Origin of the sequence: Candidatus Latescibacter sp., from assembly GCA_030692375.1 — a bacterium.
Taxonomy (GTDB): domain Bacteria; phylum Latescibacterota; class Latescibacteria; order Latescibacterales; family Latescibacteraceae; genus JAUYCD01.
This window is the reverse complement of the sequence record JAUYCD010000026.1, coordinates 1-15,909: the sequence shown is the minus strand read 5'-3', so window position 1 is coordinate 15,909 and position 15,909 is coordinate 1. Positions and strand designations below refer to the sequence as shown.

Sequence of the window (15,909 nt, the reverse complement as noted above, 5' to 3'; positions counted from 1 at the left end):
TGATTACTGACAGACTCTTAACTGCTTGTCTGAATACCTCCACTATTACCTATGCGGAGTTAACTCGATAAGCGAATATAATTATTAGTAATAGTTTCTTTAAGAACAACATATTCATAAAATCCACGTTCCGGATTTTTAAAATCATCAGAGCTGGGATCTAAATCATATTTTTGAAATGGTTGTTCTTGTAATATAGATATTATGAAAATAGTAGAAATAAGAATAATCCCTCCAAAGATCCACCAAAACTTTTTTTTCCAGTACCATTCATCATACCAGTCCATTCATCACCTCCAACGTCAATAAAGAGTATAAGAAATAGATAATAATATATAGCATACATTATGAGATACAGAAAAATGAATTATCTCGCAGCAAGCTGCAAGATATCAAAAACTTTTCAAAACAAGTCGTCTGGAATTATATATGTTAATAATAATACAATTATTTTCAGAGGATTCAATGGGAGTATGTAGGATTATCAAGAACAAACGTCATTATATGGCATAAACCAGATTTTAGCAAGCAAATTTTAATAAACCGCAAAACCTATATTTTCGGCCTGGCGGTCGATTGCGTTTTCCCCTTACAGGAAAAATCACAATTCGGCACTATTATAGTATCTCCTATTTGACTATTTGTCAATCCCCTTCAAACAGGTGGATTGTGGCGTCCGGACTTTGTTCGTTCTGCTTCTCCGGGTTTTCGTATATTATTGTTTTCACAAACTAGAGGTACGCATATAATTGTGTTGTGCAAAACAACAGGAATGGTTAATTTTGAAAAAAACCAAATTATTGCTCCGTTCGGAGCAATCAAAATTACTTCAAAGGGACAGCTATGCCGAAACGATCTGACTTACAAAAGATTCTCATCATTGGATCAGGACCAATTATTATTGGACAGGCTTGTGAATTCGACTATTCTGGCACTCAGGCATGCAAGGCGTTACGGGAAGAAGGGTACGAAATAGTTCTGGTCAATTCGAATCCTGCAACCATCATGACCGATCCCAGCACTGCCGATATTACATACATCGAACCTTTGACTCCCGAGAGTTTAGAAAAGATTATCGAAAAGGAGCGTCCGGACGCTTTGCTGCCGAACCTCGGCGGCCAAACAGGCCTGAATCTGGCAGCGGAACTGTCCCGGCGAGGGATACTGGAGCGGTATGGAGTGGAAATTGTCGGGGTGAAAGCCGATGCCATCGAGCGTGGCGAAGATCGGATTGCCTTCAAAAAAACGATGTCGGCACTGGGTATCCCGGTTCCTCGTTCCAGGGCATGTACGACAGTTGAAGAAGCGGCGGCTATCGCCGAGGAACTGACATGCCCTGTCGTGATTCGCCCCGCATACACACTCGGCGGCACCGGCGGCGGCATCGCATATAATATCAAGGAAGTGCAGACCATAGCGACCAGGGGACTTGCGGCCAGCTTGATTACCCAGGTTCTGATAGAGGAAGCTATCATTGGCTGGGAGGAACTCGAACTCGAAGTCGTCCGCGATGCCAAGAATCAGAAAATAACTGTCTGTTTCATCGAGAATGTCGATGCGATGGGGATTCATACCGGCGACAGTTTTTGTGTGGCTCCCATGTTGACAGTCCCGGAATCTCTCCAAAAACGCATGCAGGAGATATCGTATAAAATAGTCGATGCCATCGGTGTCATCGGGGGGACGAACATTCAATTTGCCCACCATAAGGAAACCGGGCACTTGGTTGTAATTGAGATCAATCCCCGGACCTCACGATCCTCGGCGCTTGCTTCAAAGGCGACGGGTTTCCCTATCGCCCGAATATCTTCAAAGCTTGCGATAGGTGTCACCATGGACGAAATCCCCTACTGGAAGGAGGGAACGCTCGAAAAGTACGAACCGAGCGGAGACTACGTTGTGGTGAAATTTGCCCGATGGGCATTTGAAAAATTCCCTCAAGCACAAGACATTCTTGGAACACAGATGAAAGCAGTCGGAGAAGTCATGAGCATCGGGAAAACATTCAAAGAAGCTTTCCAAAAGTCGATACGCTCGTTGGAAATCAACAAGTATGGACTCGGGTATGACAAAGAGTTCAGGGAACTCTCGCTCGACGAGTTGAAAACCCGTCTCTATATGCCCTCCAGCAAAAGGGTTTTCCTGATGTACGAAGCCCTCCGCAAGGGAATGAGTGTTGATGAAATGTACCAGATGACCCATATCGGGCGGTGGTTCATTTCGGAGATGCTTGAAATGGTTCGTTTTGAAGAGAGCCTTGCGGAATATGATTGGATGGCTCTACCCGATGCAATGCTGGTCAAGGCTAAGGACTATAATTTTTCTGACAAGTATCTCGCCAGGATGTTCGGCGTATGTGAGAAAGAGGTGCGTGAACGAAGAATCACTTTGGGCAAGAGAGCGACCTATCACGCAGTCCCCGTCAGTGGAGTCGATAATGCGGCGTACTACTATTCATCCTATTCCGGCGGAGCAGATGAAGTTCCTGTATCGAAAAAACGTAAAATAATGATCCTCGGGGGTGGGCCCAACAGAATAGGGCAGGGTATCGAGTTCGATTATACCTGTGTCCATGCAGCGCTCGCTCTCCGCGAGGAAAACATAGAAACGATCATGGTCAATTGCAATCCGGAAACAGTCTCAACCGATTATGACACTTCTGACAAGCTGTATTTCGAACCGCTTACTGTCGAGGATGTACTTGCCATTTACGAGAAAGAGAGCCCCGATGGTATTATCGTTCAATTCGGTGGGCAAACCCCGCTCAATATTGCCCAGGAACTGAAAGACAATGGCGTTAGGATACTGGGAACATCCCCGGAAAGCATACGCCTTGCCGAGGACCGGGAATACTTCCGCGAGCGCATGATTACACTTGGCATCAACCAGCCAGAAAGCGGCGCCGCCCGGTCGCTTGAAGAGTCTCTTGCCATCGCGGAAAAAATCGGATACCCCCTGATGGTCCGTCCCTCATTTGTCCTCGGTGGCAGGGGGATGAAGATAGTTTACACCGAAGATATGCTGAGGAAGTATACTAAAGAAGCTATCCACATCACTCCTGAATATCCGATGTTGATAGACCGTTTCCTGGAAGAGGCAGTGGAGATAGAGGTGGATGCGCTTTCCGACGGGGAAGAGGTCTTTGTGGGCGCGGTCATGGAACACATTGAACGTGCCGGCATTCATTCGGGAGATTCAGCCTGTGTACTGCCATCGAGAACGATACATCAAGACCATCTCGAAACAGTTGAGCGTTACACAGAGCAAATAGCCAGGGAACTGAATGTCGTGGGCATCATCAATATCCAGTTCGCGGTATGCAATGATATCGTTTACATTCTCGAGGCTAATCCGCGGGCTTCACGGACTGTTCCGATTGTATCAAAGATACTGAACATCAACATGGCACGGATAGCCACGAAACTTATGCTTGGGAAAAAGATTAAGGACTTTCCCAAGTTGCGGAAAAGAGAAGTTACCTATGTCGGTGTAAAGGAAGCGGTCTTCCCCTTCATTATGTTTCCGGAAGTGGATCCCCTTCTCGGTCCTGAGATGAGGGCGACAGGTGAGGTCATGGGTATCGCAGACTCGTTCGGTCTTGCCTTCTACAAGGCACAGCTATCCGTCGGTTCCAAGTTGCCGACCTCGGGCAACGTCCTTATAACCGTGAACGACATGGATAAAAAAGCTATGGCGCCGATAGCCCGCAAACTTGAGACTTTGGGATTCACCATTCTTGCAACGGAAAATACAAGCCGTTTCCTTGACTCGAACAACGTGCAGAATAATAAAATCAACAAACTCAGCGAGGAACGACCGCATATCCTCGATGCTATTATAAATGGTGATATACACCTCATCATCAATACACCTCTTGGTGAGGACAGCACGGATGATGATAGCTTTATACGCATGGCGGCAATACAACGAAGAATCCCCTATGTTACGACAATTGAGGCTGCAAAAGCGAGTGTGGAAGGAATCGAGGGAATAATAAGCGAGATGTATGTTCCTGTATCACTCCAGGAATACTACGGACGGAAATGAAAATGCTGTCCTCGCGCAGGTCCCTCCCTTTCGGAAAGTACTGCCGGATCAGGCCGCCACTAGGAATACAGGGAGTGGTACGAGAAGGTGTTCGCCAGAATTGCCCCGGCGCTTGAAGAAGTGTACAGGAGTATGTGAAACATCAGCGTTTCTCTCTCGATCCTTGTGAATTTACCATGACGCACACCATGCAGTCTGGCCCTGTTGCAGGCTGCTCGCAAGGTTTGTATTTCATTGTTATTCAGGCATTTGCGCTCATCAATAGCCCAGAGGAATTTCGGCACCCTGGGCGTTGGTTCGCTTCTCATCAGTTTAATGAACCATTTTGTGATATCATCCAACCATCACCGTATCGGGAATGATTACATCCACCGTTTTAGCCACATTCGGGCTGACCCATACCACGCTTTTCCAGCCGCCGTCACCCTGCAGGAATTTTTTAGAAACGAGGTACGGGTATGATGCCCCTGCAAATCCGGGGGCCTGTTTCCCGCCCAGGGCATAGTGAAGGTCCTTCCACACGCGGCCGTCCGGGCAGGCGCCTTTGAAAGCCCGGTCCATAATGCCGATTCCCTTGCGCGGCTTGTCGGTCTCGAACAGGATCAGGTTGAAGCACCCGCACCCCGTGTGAGGGTTGTCTTGCAGGGTGTGGAGGAGAACCCGCCGTGTGCGGCCAAAGGTGAGCCGCTGTATCTGCTCGTTGGCACCTGACCATTCCCCTTTCATCGGGTCGAGGCATATCCCTTTCGGAAACACCTGGAATGAATTGAGGTGACGGTGCTGGATGCTGTGATGAATGTTTGTCATGTCATCGAAACCATAGAGTGCGCCGGTTTTGATCATCTCGTACGGCCGTCCGCATTGCGGCGACCGCTGGGGAGTCAGGACACACATGTGGTTCGGGGCGAAGGGCGAGCATCCCGTGCAGGAATAGAACATCTCCATGGTTTCCTCGGTTGTCTCGGCGGCTTCTCTCTCCCGGCGATTCTTTTCTTCGACAACGGATTCAGCCCGCGCCCTCAACTTTTCATGGTCGAAAATGATCGCGGTGTGGACCATTTTCAACCGGGGGAACTCGTGAAGCGCAGCGGCGATCAGTGTCTCGCCGATCCTTCCGGGTTGCAATTTCGCTTCTTTGGAAAGGGAAACTTTCAACCGGTCTCCCGTAAAGGCGGCTTTCACTCCCGGGACTTGGGACAGACTAGACACGATGGTCCGTTCGATGTAACGGCAATCGAAAGCGTCCAGAGGCTCTCCTTCCACGGTCACCACGATTCCAAGTGGGCCGCCGGGGACGCCGATGACCTCGAATCCGGTCTTTTCCACTTTTCCTTTCCGGAGAATGTAGAAGCTCTCCGCAGTGTCGCCCCAGACCGCGCTCGTATCGAATTCCCGGCTCCGGTTGGAGGGATCGCAGAAGTCGGGCAGGGCCGGAATCTCCGGAACATCGAGCAGCCGTCGGATATTTGGAAAGAGCACCGCCGAATTGCGGATGTCTTCCAACCGGTCGGCCTGGATGACCTTGCCGAGCGGAAAGGGATAGTTAGACGGTACGATTGCCGGGACCCCCATCCGCATCGTCGCGAGAGAAAGAGCCAGTTCGAGATCGCTCAGTTCGCCGGAGCAGACGAGCAATCCGGGGCAGTGCTCGTCGATGAAATGGGTCATGCCATGAAGGTCGAGCGGCTCTCCCGGATGCTGGTGATCCATGAAGTGGTCGTGGCCTGCGCCGCATCTTGTCCTCCCATACACATGGGCATACCGGACCAGCATATTGAGAAGCGCATACACCCCGACGGCGGAATTTTTGCTCCGGAAGAAACGGAACTGCCATTTTTCGTTCAGGTGTGATTCCAGGGTTTCGGTATTCGTGTTTCCCAGGACGGCGATCCATCCGTTCATACGCTTTGAGTTGAAAGCGTCCCCGACAAACCGCATGTCATCCGGGACCAGTGTTCCGATATCGGACTGATTGCATGCGTACAATTCCAGAAGAACGAGCACCCGGTCGAGGGAATCCATCGGGTTTGTTTCGAGCGTCGCCTCGGCATCACGCCGGACCTGCTCCGGGTCAGGAATTTCTGTGTAGAAGAGGCCGGTTAAAGGATTCGGATAGGTATCCGACCGGAGGGGTTGCAACCGCAGTCCCTTTGTCATGTTGCCCAATTCCTGTATTCCCCGCGCCAAAATGGCGGTGTGCTCCGGTTCCAGGAGGACACCTTGATGGTGGTCTTCCGAGTGTTTCATCTGCTCCTCACGCTCCAATGCTTCCACGGGAAGGACGGGGCCGAGTGGTATCATGCCGGCGCCGGCGGCCCCCCATTTGAGAAAATCGCGTCGATTGTGGCTGTTCATCGTATCCTCCGGGTGAAATCAAGATATATTACAATTATAATATATTTAGTGATATATTGCTCCGGCGGTTTCCACTGGGAAAGCCGGCCGTTTCAGCCCATGTCACTTGCTTTGCGCCTGCTTTCTCAACTCGGTCATTTTTGTGATGAATTGGTCGAATGTATATCTGTCAGCGTTGCTTTTCCCCACATAACGGAACACTTCCTTCCCGTACGGGTCCAGAATGACAAGGGCCGGGTAATTCACAACCTGGTTATGGAACGCATACCCGGTCGGTATGGCGAATACTATTGCAAGAGCGGCGTCGGGATCGCGGTAGATGATCGGCGGGACATAACAGGAGGAATCGGTTTTTACCGCGTAGCTGGCATCCATCAGGCCGCTCCAAGCCTTGATTTCCTCGTCCGTGTCGGGCTTGAGGAACACGTGGTGCACGCCGGGAACTTCGTGCGCACGCACGGCATACTCGTAAGTATGTTTCATGCAGTATGGACAGGTCGTCTTCAGGAGAAAATGCAAGGCCACAAAGTTACCTCTCGCCCGCGAAAGGATGAACGACCGCGGCCCGTTCGCCTCATACACAATGAAATTATCCTTCGTATTCATAATTTCCTGGGATAGGGATGCGGTGGGAAATCCAAAGTCCGTAACCACCGCGACCACCAACATCAGACCTGCATTCACTGTTCTCTTTCTCATCATGACTTCTCCTGCGAATTTAAACCAGAATTCACGGACAATTGAAGCTGAAGCATTTTTCTCAACAACTCCAAGCACTCCTTTAACGGGGTTTCATCTTTGGTTAATCTTGACAACATGATCCCACCTTCGATTGCCATGACGATGTGTTGAGCAAGCAACCGGGCAGGAATATCTCTCCGTACCTGCGAATTTTCCTGTGCAGCATGGACAACATTTTCAATTTTCTGTATCCAGTTGGAAAAAACCCGTGCCGTTGTCTCAGCGAAAATTTTATTGTCATCCGCCATTTCCAAAGCCATGTTCCCAAAGATGCAGCCACCCACAAATCCGGCTTCCTTATGTTTCAAAAGTACAGAATTAAAAAAAAACTCGAGCGCTTCACCAGGTTGGTTGCCGGATAAAGTCTCCTCAAGAAACTCCATGAACTTCCGTTTCATACACTCCAGCACTTCCAAACCGATTTGGTCTTTGCTCAGGAAATGATGGTATAAACCACCCTTTCTTATCCCCGCTGCAGAGATAATCTCCCCGACGCTGGTAGCACGAAATCCTTTCGTATGAATGAGACGTGTCGCCCCATCAAGTACTCGCTTTTTTGTGTTCGTTTTTCTGGTTTTCATAGGCATTTCTCTTCAGTTTAAAGAGACCAACCGGTCGGTCTCTATAATATTTTAAATTAAAACACGTATGTCAATAACTTTTTTCAATAAGGCTAAAATTTTAAAAAAAACCGCCAAACCTTGTTTCAGTTTGGCGGTCGCTTGTGTTTTCCCATACAGGAAAAATCACAATCCGGCACTATTATCGTACCTCCGAGTTGACTATACGTCAATCCCCTTCAAGCAGGTGAATGTTGGCGTCCGTGCTTTGCTCGTTCTGCTTCTAGGGATTCTGGAACACGGCGGTATAAATTCCTCGTGTGACGAAAGCAGCCACTGCTTTTTTGAAGATTTACAGTAATAAAAAACTCACCCCCTTTGCCTGAAAAATATCTTTCATCATGGCCATCCTGCAGACCATGAGATACAATCGCCGTGAGCGGAAAGAAAGGCTTAACCAGCTTCTCGAAGAGCTTGGAGTCGCCCACATCCGTAAAAGCGAAGCATACACCCTCTCCGGGGGGGAGCGGAGGAGAGTCGAGATAGCCCGCGCCCTGGTAACTCAGCCTAAATTCATCCTCCTCGATGAACCCTTCGCCCGGGATCGATCCCATCGCGGTCGAGGACATTCAGAACATCGTGGCCAGTCTGAGGCGGAAAGGACTTGGCATCCTGATCACCGACCACAATGTCCGCGAGACCCTTGAAATCACCGACCGGGCTTATATCATTGCGGAAGGCACCATACTCACCACGGGCTCTTCAGAATTTCTGGCAAACGATCCGGACGCCCGGAAAATCTATTTGGGCGAGCGGTTCAAGATGTAATGCAAATAGATTGTCTGAACCTCGGATGGGCGGGATGGAAGGATGAATGGGATAGAGGAAACGAATGAAATGGAGGTAAATGGTTTTATTACTTTGAGTTATTGGAGAGTATAAAATTAAAAAAAGTTCATGTATCTAGTGAAAGGTGAACCTGCTGCGGTGATAGTATAAAGATTCGGGTTTGTCAACAGAAATTTCCCCCCCAAAAAACCGCCAAACATCATGTTTGGCGGTTTATCAATAGACTGCTACCTTCTTTAAAGGTGGATTCATTATTTCAGCAGGAGGAGTTTCTTCGTAAGTATTTTTGAGCCTGCTTCCAACCGATAGAAATATAAACCGCTTGCGAAGCCGGAAGCATTCCACGCAATCGTATGACTCCCTGAAGTGACTTTCCCGTCGACCAGTCTTGCAACCTCTTCCCCGAGTGTATTAAACACTCTCAGGGTAACGAATTCTGAGCGAGGAACAGAAAACTCAATCGTAGTAACTGGATTGAATGGGTTCGGGAAATTCTGGGAAAGAGAAAAAACTGAAGGATGGAGAGTAATCCCGGTTCCGGAGGCATGATATACAAAGCTCTGATCAGCATATGATGAATTCCCGTATGCATCCTGCACTTTGACCCAGTAGGAGTATTCCGCATCGCGTATCAGGGCAGGTCCATCATACCGTACGGATGTCGTTCTCAAGTCGTCAGAATCCCATACCTGGTTCCCTTGCGCATCATGAAGTTCAACCGAATAGGTGTAGCCTAAACCGACCCCTCTCCATGAAAAGATAAGCGAACCGGTTATCGTATCTCCTTTTGATGGTGAAAGATTGGTAGCATATACGCTTACAAAACTTTCCACCACATCGGTTTTCACCGTTGTAGAATCAGGGTCTACGATAGTGAATGTATAGGTCAGTGGTGGAGTCGGCGGGCTGCTGCCTAAGTCCAAACTCTTACTTTTGTACCATGAATTCCAACGCTTTTCATTATTATCATAATCGAGCATTAAGGAGCCGGTGATCCCGGGACCGGTAACCTCTACCGAGGCCGCTTTATGATCTGAATCCCCAACTTCAAAATCGACAAAATAATGCTTTCCGTACTGCCAGTTATGTGACTTCGATTCTGCAGAATATAGTTCCTCCTCCTCGTAGAAAGGATTGGGATGGTCTTCGGTGCCGTCAACCAGGGTAATATTTATACCGGATATACCATTCCCGCCGGTTATGGTAACAGGGGTGAGATTTCCCCACGTCCCGTATACTCCCCAAGGATCGGTCTTCTGTACATCATATTCACCTTGATCATCACCCTGAACTGGATTTGACAGAACAGAAACTACATAATATGTTGCATCGATGAGACCTGAAATGGTATAGGCTCCTGGAGAATCCAATTCAATTATGGCTGTTGGGTCATGCTGAAAGTCTGGACTGGTAAAGGCGGCCACAACTGTCTTGCCGGTCTGGGCGCCCGTGTAAGAAATATTCCCGGAGATTGAACCGGTTCCGACGGTATGATATACAAAGCTCTCCATATTAAAAGATGAATTTCCGTACTCATCCCCTACTTCTACCCAGTAGGAGTATTCCGCATCGCGTTTCAGAGCCGGTCCATCATATCGTACGGATGTCGTTATCAAGTCGTCAGAATCTCATACATTGTTTCCTTGCACATCATGAAGTTCAACCGAATAGGTATAGTAGTCTAGACCGACCCCTCTCCAGGAAAAGATCAGCGGACCTGTTATCGTCTCTCCTTTTGATGGTGAAAGGTTGGTAGCATAAACGCTTACAAAACTTTCCACTACATCGGTTTTCACCGTTGTAGATTCAGGGTCAACAATAGTGAATGTATAGATAAGCGGTGGAGTCGGCGGGCTGCTGCCGAAGTCCAAACTCTTATTTGTGCGCCATGAATTCCAACGCTTTTCATTATTATCATAATCGAGCATTAAGGAGCCGGTGATCCCGGGACCGGTAATCTTTACCGAGGTCGCTTTATGATCCTCATCATCGACTTCAAATTGGACCATATAATGCTTTCCATCAGGCCAATTCCAGTTTTGTGAATTCGATGCTGCAGAATATAGTTCCTCCTCCTCGTAGAAAGGATTGGGATTTTCTTCGGTGCCGTCAATCAGGGTGATACCCACACCGGATACACCCTTCCCGCCTGTTATCGTAACAGGGGTGGGATTCCCCCATGTTCCGTAGATACCCCAGGGATCGGTCTTCTGTATATCATATTCACCCTGAGTACCACCTTGAGTTGGAGTTGACAGAATCGAAGCGATATAATACATCCCATCGGCAAGCCCTAAAATTGTATAGCTGCCCGGAGAATCCAATTCAATTATGGCTGTTGGGTCATGCTGAAAGTCAGGACTGGTAAAGGCGGCCACAACTGTCTTGCCGGTCTGGGCGCCCGTGTAGTGAATAGTTCCTGAGATTTCAGCTGCGCCATACCCCGCACTAGAAGTCGAAATTGTGAAAAAGATGGACAGGAGAATCAATAAGAGTTTTTTCATGGCCTTTCCCTCCACTGTACACGGAATACGGGTGTATGTTCTCAACAGACATTCCCCATATCAAAATCATGGGGGCTAACAACTCCCGGTATTTTTGTTGTCAAGTTCATGATGTTACATTCAAACACTTCAAGCAAGTTATTTTTTAAAATATTTCGAATATTTACTGATAGGTTCGCTGACTGCATAAAAAAACCGCCAAACCTTGTTTTGGTCTGGCGGTCAATTGTGTTTTCCCCTACGGAAAAAATCACAATTCGGCACTATTCCCCCTAGAACAGGTGGATGGTGGCGTCCGGGCTTTGTTCGATCTGCTTCTCCGGATTTTGGAACACGGCAATCTGAATTTTAATGAGAATTCATAATCGCAGGGTATTTTTAGAACATCAACCGTTGGAAAAACTATGATCCGTTTACTAACATACCATCAGGATCAATGTTCGGGGACGAGATCAGTTAAAAATGTTCTTAATTTTTTACTTCTGCTCTGATGCCTGAGACGATTCAATGCCTTCTCTTTAATCTGACGCACACGCTCGCGCGTTAGCTTGAATATATTGCCGATATCCTCAAGTGTTAAAGGATTGTCGCGGTTGATACCGAAATACAGCCTGATCACTTCCGCCTCGCGGTCGGTCAGCGTTGAAAGCGCCTTCTCTATCTCCAGTTTGAGCGAATATTCCATGGTCTTCTCATCTGGAGAGGGCTGGTATTTATCATAAAGTACATCGAGTAACTTATTGTCCTCGCCATCGTTGAAAGGCGCGTCCAGTGAAAGGTGCCGGGACGATATATTGAGATTGTCCACGACCTCGTGCGGGCTCATTCCAAGCTCGTCAGCTATTTCGTTTGCTGTTGGTTCACGTCCGAATTCCTGTTCAAGACTTTTCGATGTTTTGCCGATCTTGTGTAATGCACCGACTCTGTTCAGCGGGAGCCTGACAATACGCGACTGTTCAGCTAGACCTGACAGAATAGCCTGTCGTATCCACCAAACAGCGTACGAGATAAATTTGAAACCTTTGGTTTCATCGAACCGCTTCGCTGCTTTAATAAGACCCAGGTTTCCTTCATTGATTAAGTCGCATAATGACATGCCTTGATTCTGATATCCCTTGGCTACGCTCACAACAAAACGAAGATTTGCTTTTATTAAGGTATCCAGGGCTTTGAGGGAACCGTTTCGTATCTCACGTGCCAACTCAACTTCTTTATCTTTTGTAACGAGAACCTCATTCCCAATTTCATGAAGATATCTTTCGAGCGTGGCATTTTCGCGTGAAAAGGTATTTATAGAGAGTTTTGACATAATTATTCATCACAAATTTAAATGGTTTAATTTCTCGAAATAACAATGAAACCGACATTCCCCTCATTCATATCGTAATGCAATAGTCATTACTTGCCCCTCTGCCAGGGGATTCCGCTCGGTTGCTTCTCCTGCTCCTTTTTTTTCTTTTGTTCCTCTTTATTTTTCTTCTGTTTCTGACTCTTGTCCTTATCCTTCTTGCCTTTGTCTCCCATCGCATACCTCTTTTTCCGTTGTCCCGCATCTTCTCGCCGCGAGGACGCCACTGTGGCGTGAATTCTGTCTCTGGATACTCTCGCGGTTTCAACTTCCAAGTGTAACACGGGCTAATCCGTTTGATTCGTTTTTTACAAATATATCAAATATGTTATAAATATAACATGAGCCGGCTTGAATGCAAGCGTTTTTCGTGGCTGGTGGTTTAATCGCTTCATGACGAAAGCTATTTCCTCCTTTATAGCCTCTCGCATGTCCACCTCTCTCGGAAAGTACTGCCGAATCAGGCCTGGTGAGCAATAAAAAAAACCGCAAAACCTTTATTTCAGTCTGACGGTCAATTGTGTTTTCCTTTTGATAGGAAAAATCACAATTCGGCACTATTATCGTACCGCATATTTGACTATTGGTCAACCACCCTCATTTACATCGTCTGAACCATGGATGCCCCGGATAGAAGGATGAACGGGATGGGAAGAGAACCCGCCCCAAGAAATTCGCTCTTTCTTTCCTTTTTTTACATCTTGCATTCCATCAAGATACTCATATATTATTGTAGGGGTTCAGCATGCTAAACCCCTACATTAAGTACGGTTTTCTCACCTGGTATTCTCCATCCTTTGCGGGGTCCCCGCTCATAGAAGTACGAGCGGGGTTAATTTGGGAGGGTATGCCATGAACGAAAACGAGGCGCAGCGCTTCCTCAATGAGCAGCGCTACCAGGCCGAACTGCCCTTCCCGGTTTCGGCTGTGTTCACCCACTACGCCCGCTCCTCCAGCAAGAATTACGCCCTCCGCTCTTTACAGCTTGTCGCCACCGCCCAGTCAACCATACGCTACACCGCCATAGCCGCCGCCTGCGACTACGCTACCGCTCCCGATGCTGATGAAACAGTCCTGAACTGGCTCCGTCAGGAGTGGCTCGGAGGGAAAAAGCCCAGCTTCGGGACCTGGTACGGCGCGCTCATGCGGCTCCTCGCCGAATCCGGGAAGTCATGGCGAAATCCCTTCGTCCCAGAATTCGCGGAAATCGACCGCGAACTTCTTGAGAAAAAAATCCAGCCGCTCATCCACAGCCGGAATGTGGAAATCGGGCACGCGGAATACTACGAAGCGCTCGCGCTCAAGCACTTCGTGGAACTGCAGGAAGAGAACCTGTTCGCGGTCATGGAGCAGTTCTCCTTCCTTTCCCGCTATCCTCTCGCTTTCGCGGAGGTGGAGGACGACTACGAACCGCCATCTCCGGGAACGAAGCAGGCGGTCAATATCTGCCGTGGTTCATCGCACAACTTCGCACGGTACACAGTCGCGCCGTCAACTCCACTTCCCCCCGGTATCCCATTCATCTGGAACCCGGAGTATACCGGGATTCTCACCCTCTCGCCGTTCCTCATCTACGGCCGCGCCACAACCGACGCCGAACAGAAGGAAAAGGTGAAAGGCGTCGCCCACATACAGGGCCTCATGGTGCTGAACGGAGTCACGAAAGGCTCCCCGGTTTACACGAGCGTGGACGCCGAGGCGCAGTTCTCCCTCGATTCGTTCGAGTTCCCGCCGAAAGATCGGATGCAGCAGCAGGTGGACAGCGCCCTGAAGAAGGGGCTGAATGTCCCGGCTCGAAAAGAAACGCGGCTTGCGGAGGAGGAAAAAGAGCTGTTCGTTCGGACTACGGACTATGTGTCAATTCCTGAAGTATCCAGAGAGCATGAGAAGAAGTCTATGCAAAAGCAGTCTATCGCAGTTCTCCCTTTTGTGAACATGAGCGCCGATCCCGAACAGGAATATTTTTGTGAAGGCATGGCCGAAGAGATCATCAACGCCTTGACCCATGTAGAGAGTCTTCATGTGGTTGCCCGCACCTCAGCGTTTTCATTTAAGGGCAAGGACATTGATGTGCGGGAGATCGGCCGCAAGCTAGATGTCGCGCATGTACTGGAAGGAAGTGTCCGCAAAGCCGGGAACCGGCTCCGCATTACTGCCCAGCTTATCACCGTCGCAGACGGGTATCACCTGTGGTCTGAGCGGTTCGACCGGACATTGGAGGATGTGTTCGCCATTCAGGATGAAATATCGCTGGCGATTGTAAGGGAATTGAAAGTCAGGCTTTTAAAGGCGGAAGAAACGAACGTGGTGAAGCGACATACGGTTGATCCCGAAGCATACGAATTGTATTTAAAAGGGCGATATTTTTATAATAAACGGCATGAGGCGGGGCTGAAAAAAGGGATTGAGTGCTTTCGGCAGGCGATAGAAAAAGACCCCCATTATGCGCTTGCATATGCGGGAATAGCAGACTGTTATAATCATATAGGGTGGTATGGTTATATGCACCCCAGAGAAGCTTACTCTCAAGCAAAAACAAACTTTGAAATAGCTCTAGAACTTGACGATTTGATTGCTGAAGCTCATTATTCATCCGCCATGTATAAAATACATTATGCGTGGGATTTCTCTGGGTCGGGAAAAGAACACAAGCGCGCTCTTGAATTGAATCCAAATTATGCAGCAGCTCACCAACAGTATTCTATGTTTTTTATGTGTATGGGAAAATTCGATGAAGCGATTGCAGAGGTTCAACGGGCTCGACAACTGGACCCTCTATCGGTGCTTCATATCACAAGTGTAGGTATGATATATACGTTAGCCCGGCGGTACAGAGAAGCTTATGAACACTATCAAAGATCGTTAGAAATGGACCCGCAATTTCTTTTAGCGCATGTGATGTTGGGTCTTAATTTTAGTGGAGAAAAGAAATGGGATAAAGCAATTGCTTCTTTCGATACCGCAAAGACCGTTTCCGCCAGCAGTCCGTTTTTAGTAGGCATTCTTGGATACGCATGTGCGATGGCCAGACAGAAAGATAAGGCTTTTGAATTACTCAAGCAGTTGGAGAAATTATCGGAAGAGCGATATGTTTCTCCATATTATAAAGCTTTTGTTTTTGCAGGGCTCGATGATAAAGACCAAGCATTTACGCACCTTGAAAAGGCATTTTTAGAACGCGAACCCCAATTAGTATTGTTGAAGTTATACCAAGTATTTGACAGCTTGCATGATGACCCGCGATTTCATGCCCTAGTGAAAAAAGTCGGTCTGCCGGAATAAACTAATCCCCATTGCCTGAAAACTATCTTTCATCCCGCCCATCCGCGGTTCAGACAATTTTTTCTTTGGGCTTTGGATTGTTTTCTAACCCGGATTATTCATAAATTTTTTTTTGCTGCCTGAGAATTGTGAAAATGGCCATGTATTAAACTTTCAAAATGGTGTTTCGGTCACCTTGAAGTGTGATTTACAAGAAACACAAGAACGCGGATGATTGATACAT

General features: G+C 48.0%; 11 protein-coding genes and 1 pseudogene. 3 read left to right on the top strand and 9 right to left on the bottom strand.

Annotated elements, in window-relative coordinates; genetic code table 11:
- Positions 1 to 59: 59 nt before the first annotated feature.
- The gene (locus Q8O92_01815) at positions 60 to 287 is read right to left on the bottom strand and encodes a hypothetical protein (protein ID MDP2982051.1); all 228 of its coding nucleotides are present in this window, start codon (positions 285 to 287) and stop codon (positions 60 to 62) included.
- A 556-nt stretch (positions 288 to 843) separates the two neighbouring features.
- Here Q8O92_01815 and carB point away from each other — a divergent pair.
- Complete coding sequence (gene carB, locus Q8O92_01810) at positions 844 to 4,047, top strand: carbamoyl-phosphate synthase large subunit (protein MDP2982050.1); 3,204 nt, start codon at positions 844 to 846, stop codon at positions 4,045 to 4,047.
- Positions 4,048 to 4,106: 59 nt separating this feature from the next.
- On the opposite strand, the gene Q8O92_01805 is transcribed toward carB, so the two are convergent.
- From Q8O92_01805 to Q8O92_01790, 4 genes are all read right to left on the bottom strand, one after another.
- Positions 4,107 to 4,355 (bottom strand): hypothetical protein, encoded by a 249-nt coding sequence (locus Q8O92_01805; protein MDP2982049.1) that lies wholly within the window; start codon positions 4,353 to 4,355, stop codon positions 4,107 to 4,109.
- A gap of 25 nt (positions 4,356 to 4,380) precedes the next feature.
- A complete protein-coding gene (locus Q8O92_01800) occupies positions 4,381 to 6,402 on the bottom strand; it encodes a hypothetical protein (protein ID MDP2982048.1) in 2,022 nt (673 codons plus the stop codon).
- A gap of 102 nt (positions 6,403 to 6,504) precedes the next feature.
- The gene (locus tag Q8O92_01795) at positions 6,505 to 7,104 is read right to left on the bottom strand and encodes a redoxin domain-containing protein (GenBank protein ID MDP2982047.1); all 600 of its coding nucleotides are present in this window, start codon (positions 7,102 to 7,104) and stop codon (positions 6,505 to 6,507) included.
- Positions 7,101 to 7,724: a TetR/AcrR family transcriptional regulator gene (locus tag Q8O92_01790; protein ID MDP2982046.1), complete on the bottom strand. Its 624-nt coding sequence runs from the start codon at positions 7,722 to 7,724 to the stop codon at positions 7,101 to 7,103. Before Q8O92_01790 ends, Q8O92_01795 begins: the two co-directional genes overlap by 4 nt.
- A gap of 407 nt (positions 7,725 to 8,131) precedes the next feature.
- Between Q8O92_01790 and Q8O92_01785 the strand changes: the two are divergent.
- A pseudogene (locus tag Q8O92_01785) lies at positions 8,132 to 8,531 on the top strand (ATP-binding cassette domain-containing protein).
- Between the two features lie 272 nt (positions 8,532 to 8,803).
- Here Q8O92_01785 and Q8O92_01780 read toward each other — a convergent pair.
- The 4 genes from Q8O92_01780 to Q8O92_01765 all read right to left on the bottom strand — a co-directional run bounded on the left by Q8O92_01780 (position 8,804) and on the right by Q8O92_01765 (position 12,688).
- A complete protein-coding gene (locus tag Q8O92_01780) occupies positions 8,804 to 10,168 on the bottom strand; it encodes a T9SS type A sorting domain-containing protein (GenBank protein MDP2982045.1) in 1,365 nt (454 codons plus the stop codon).
- Between the two features lie 12 nt (positions 10,169 to 10,180).
- The gene (locus Q8O92_01775; GenBank protein MDP2982044.1) at positions 10,181 to 11,056 is read right to left on the bottom strand and encodes a hypothetical protein; all 876 of its coding nucleotides are present in this window, start codon (positions 11,054 to 11,056) and stop codon (positions 10,181 to 10,183) included.
- A 433-nt stretch (positions 11,057 to 11,489) separates the two neighbouring features.
- A complete protein-coding gene (locus Q8O92_01770) occupies positions 11,490 to 12,365 on the bottom strand; it encodes an RNA polymerase sigma factor RpoD/SigA (protein ID MDP2982043.1) in 876 nt (291 codons plus the stop codon).
- An 89-nt stretch (positions 12,366 to 12,454) separates the two neighbouring features.
- Positions 12,455 to 12,688 (bottom strand): hypothetical protein, encoded by a 234-nt coding sequence (locus Q8O92_01765; GenBank protein ID MDP2982042.1) that lies wholly within the window; start codon positions 12,686 to 12,688, stop codon positions 12,455 to 12,457.
- A 568-nt stretch (positions 12,689 to 13,256) separates the two neighbouring features.
- Here Q8O92_01765 and Q8O92_01760 point away from each other — a divergent pair.
- Positions 13,257 to 15,686 carry a tetratricopeptide repeat protein gene (locus tag Q8O92_01760; GenBank protein MDP2982041.1) on the top strand — a complete coding sequence of 810 codons (2,430 nt, stop codon included), beginning with the start codon at positions 13,257 to 13,259 and terminating at the stop codon, positions 15,684 to 15,686.
- Positions 15,687 to 15,909: the final 223 nt, after the last annotated feature.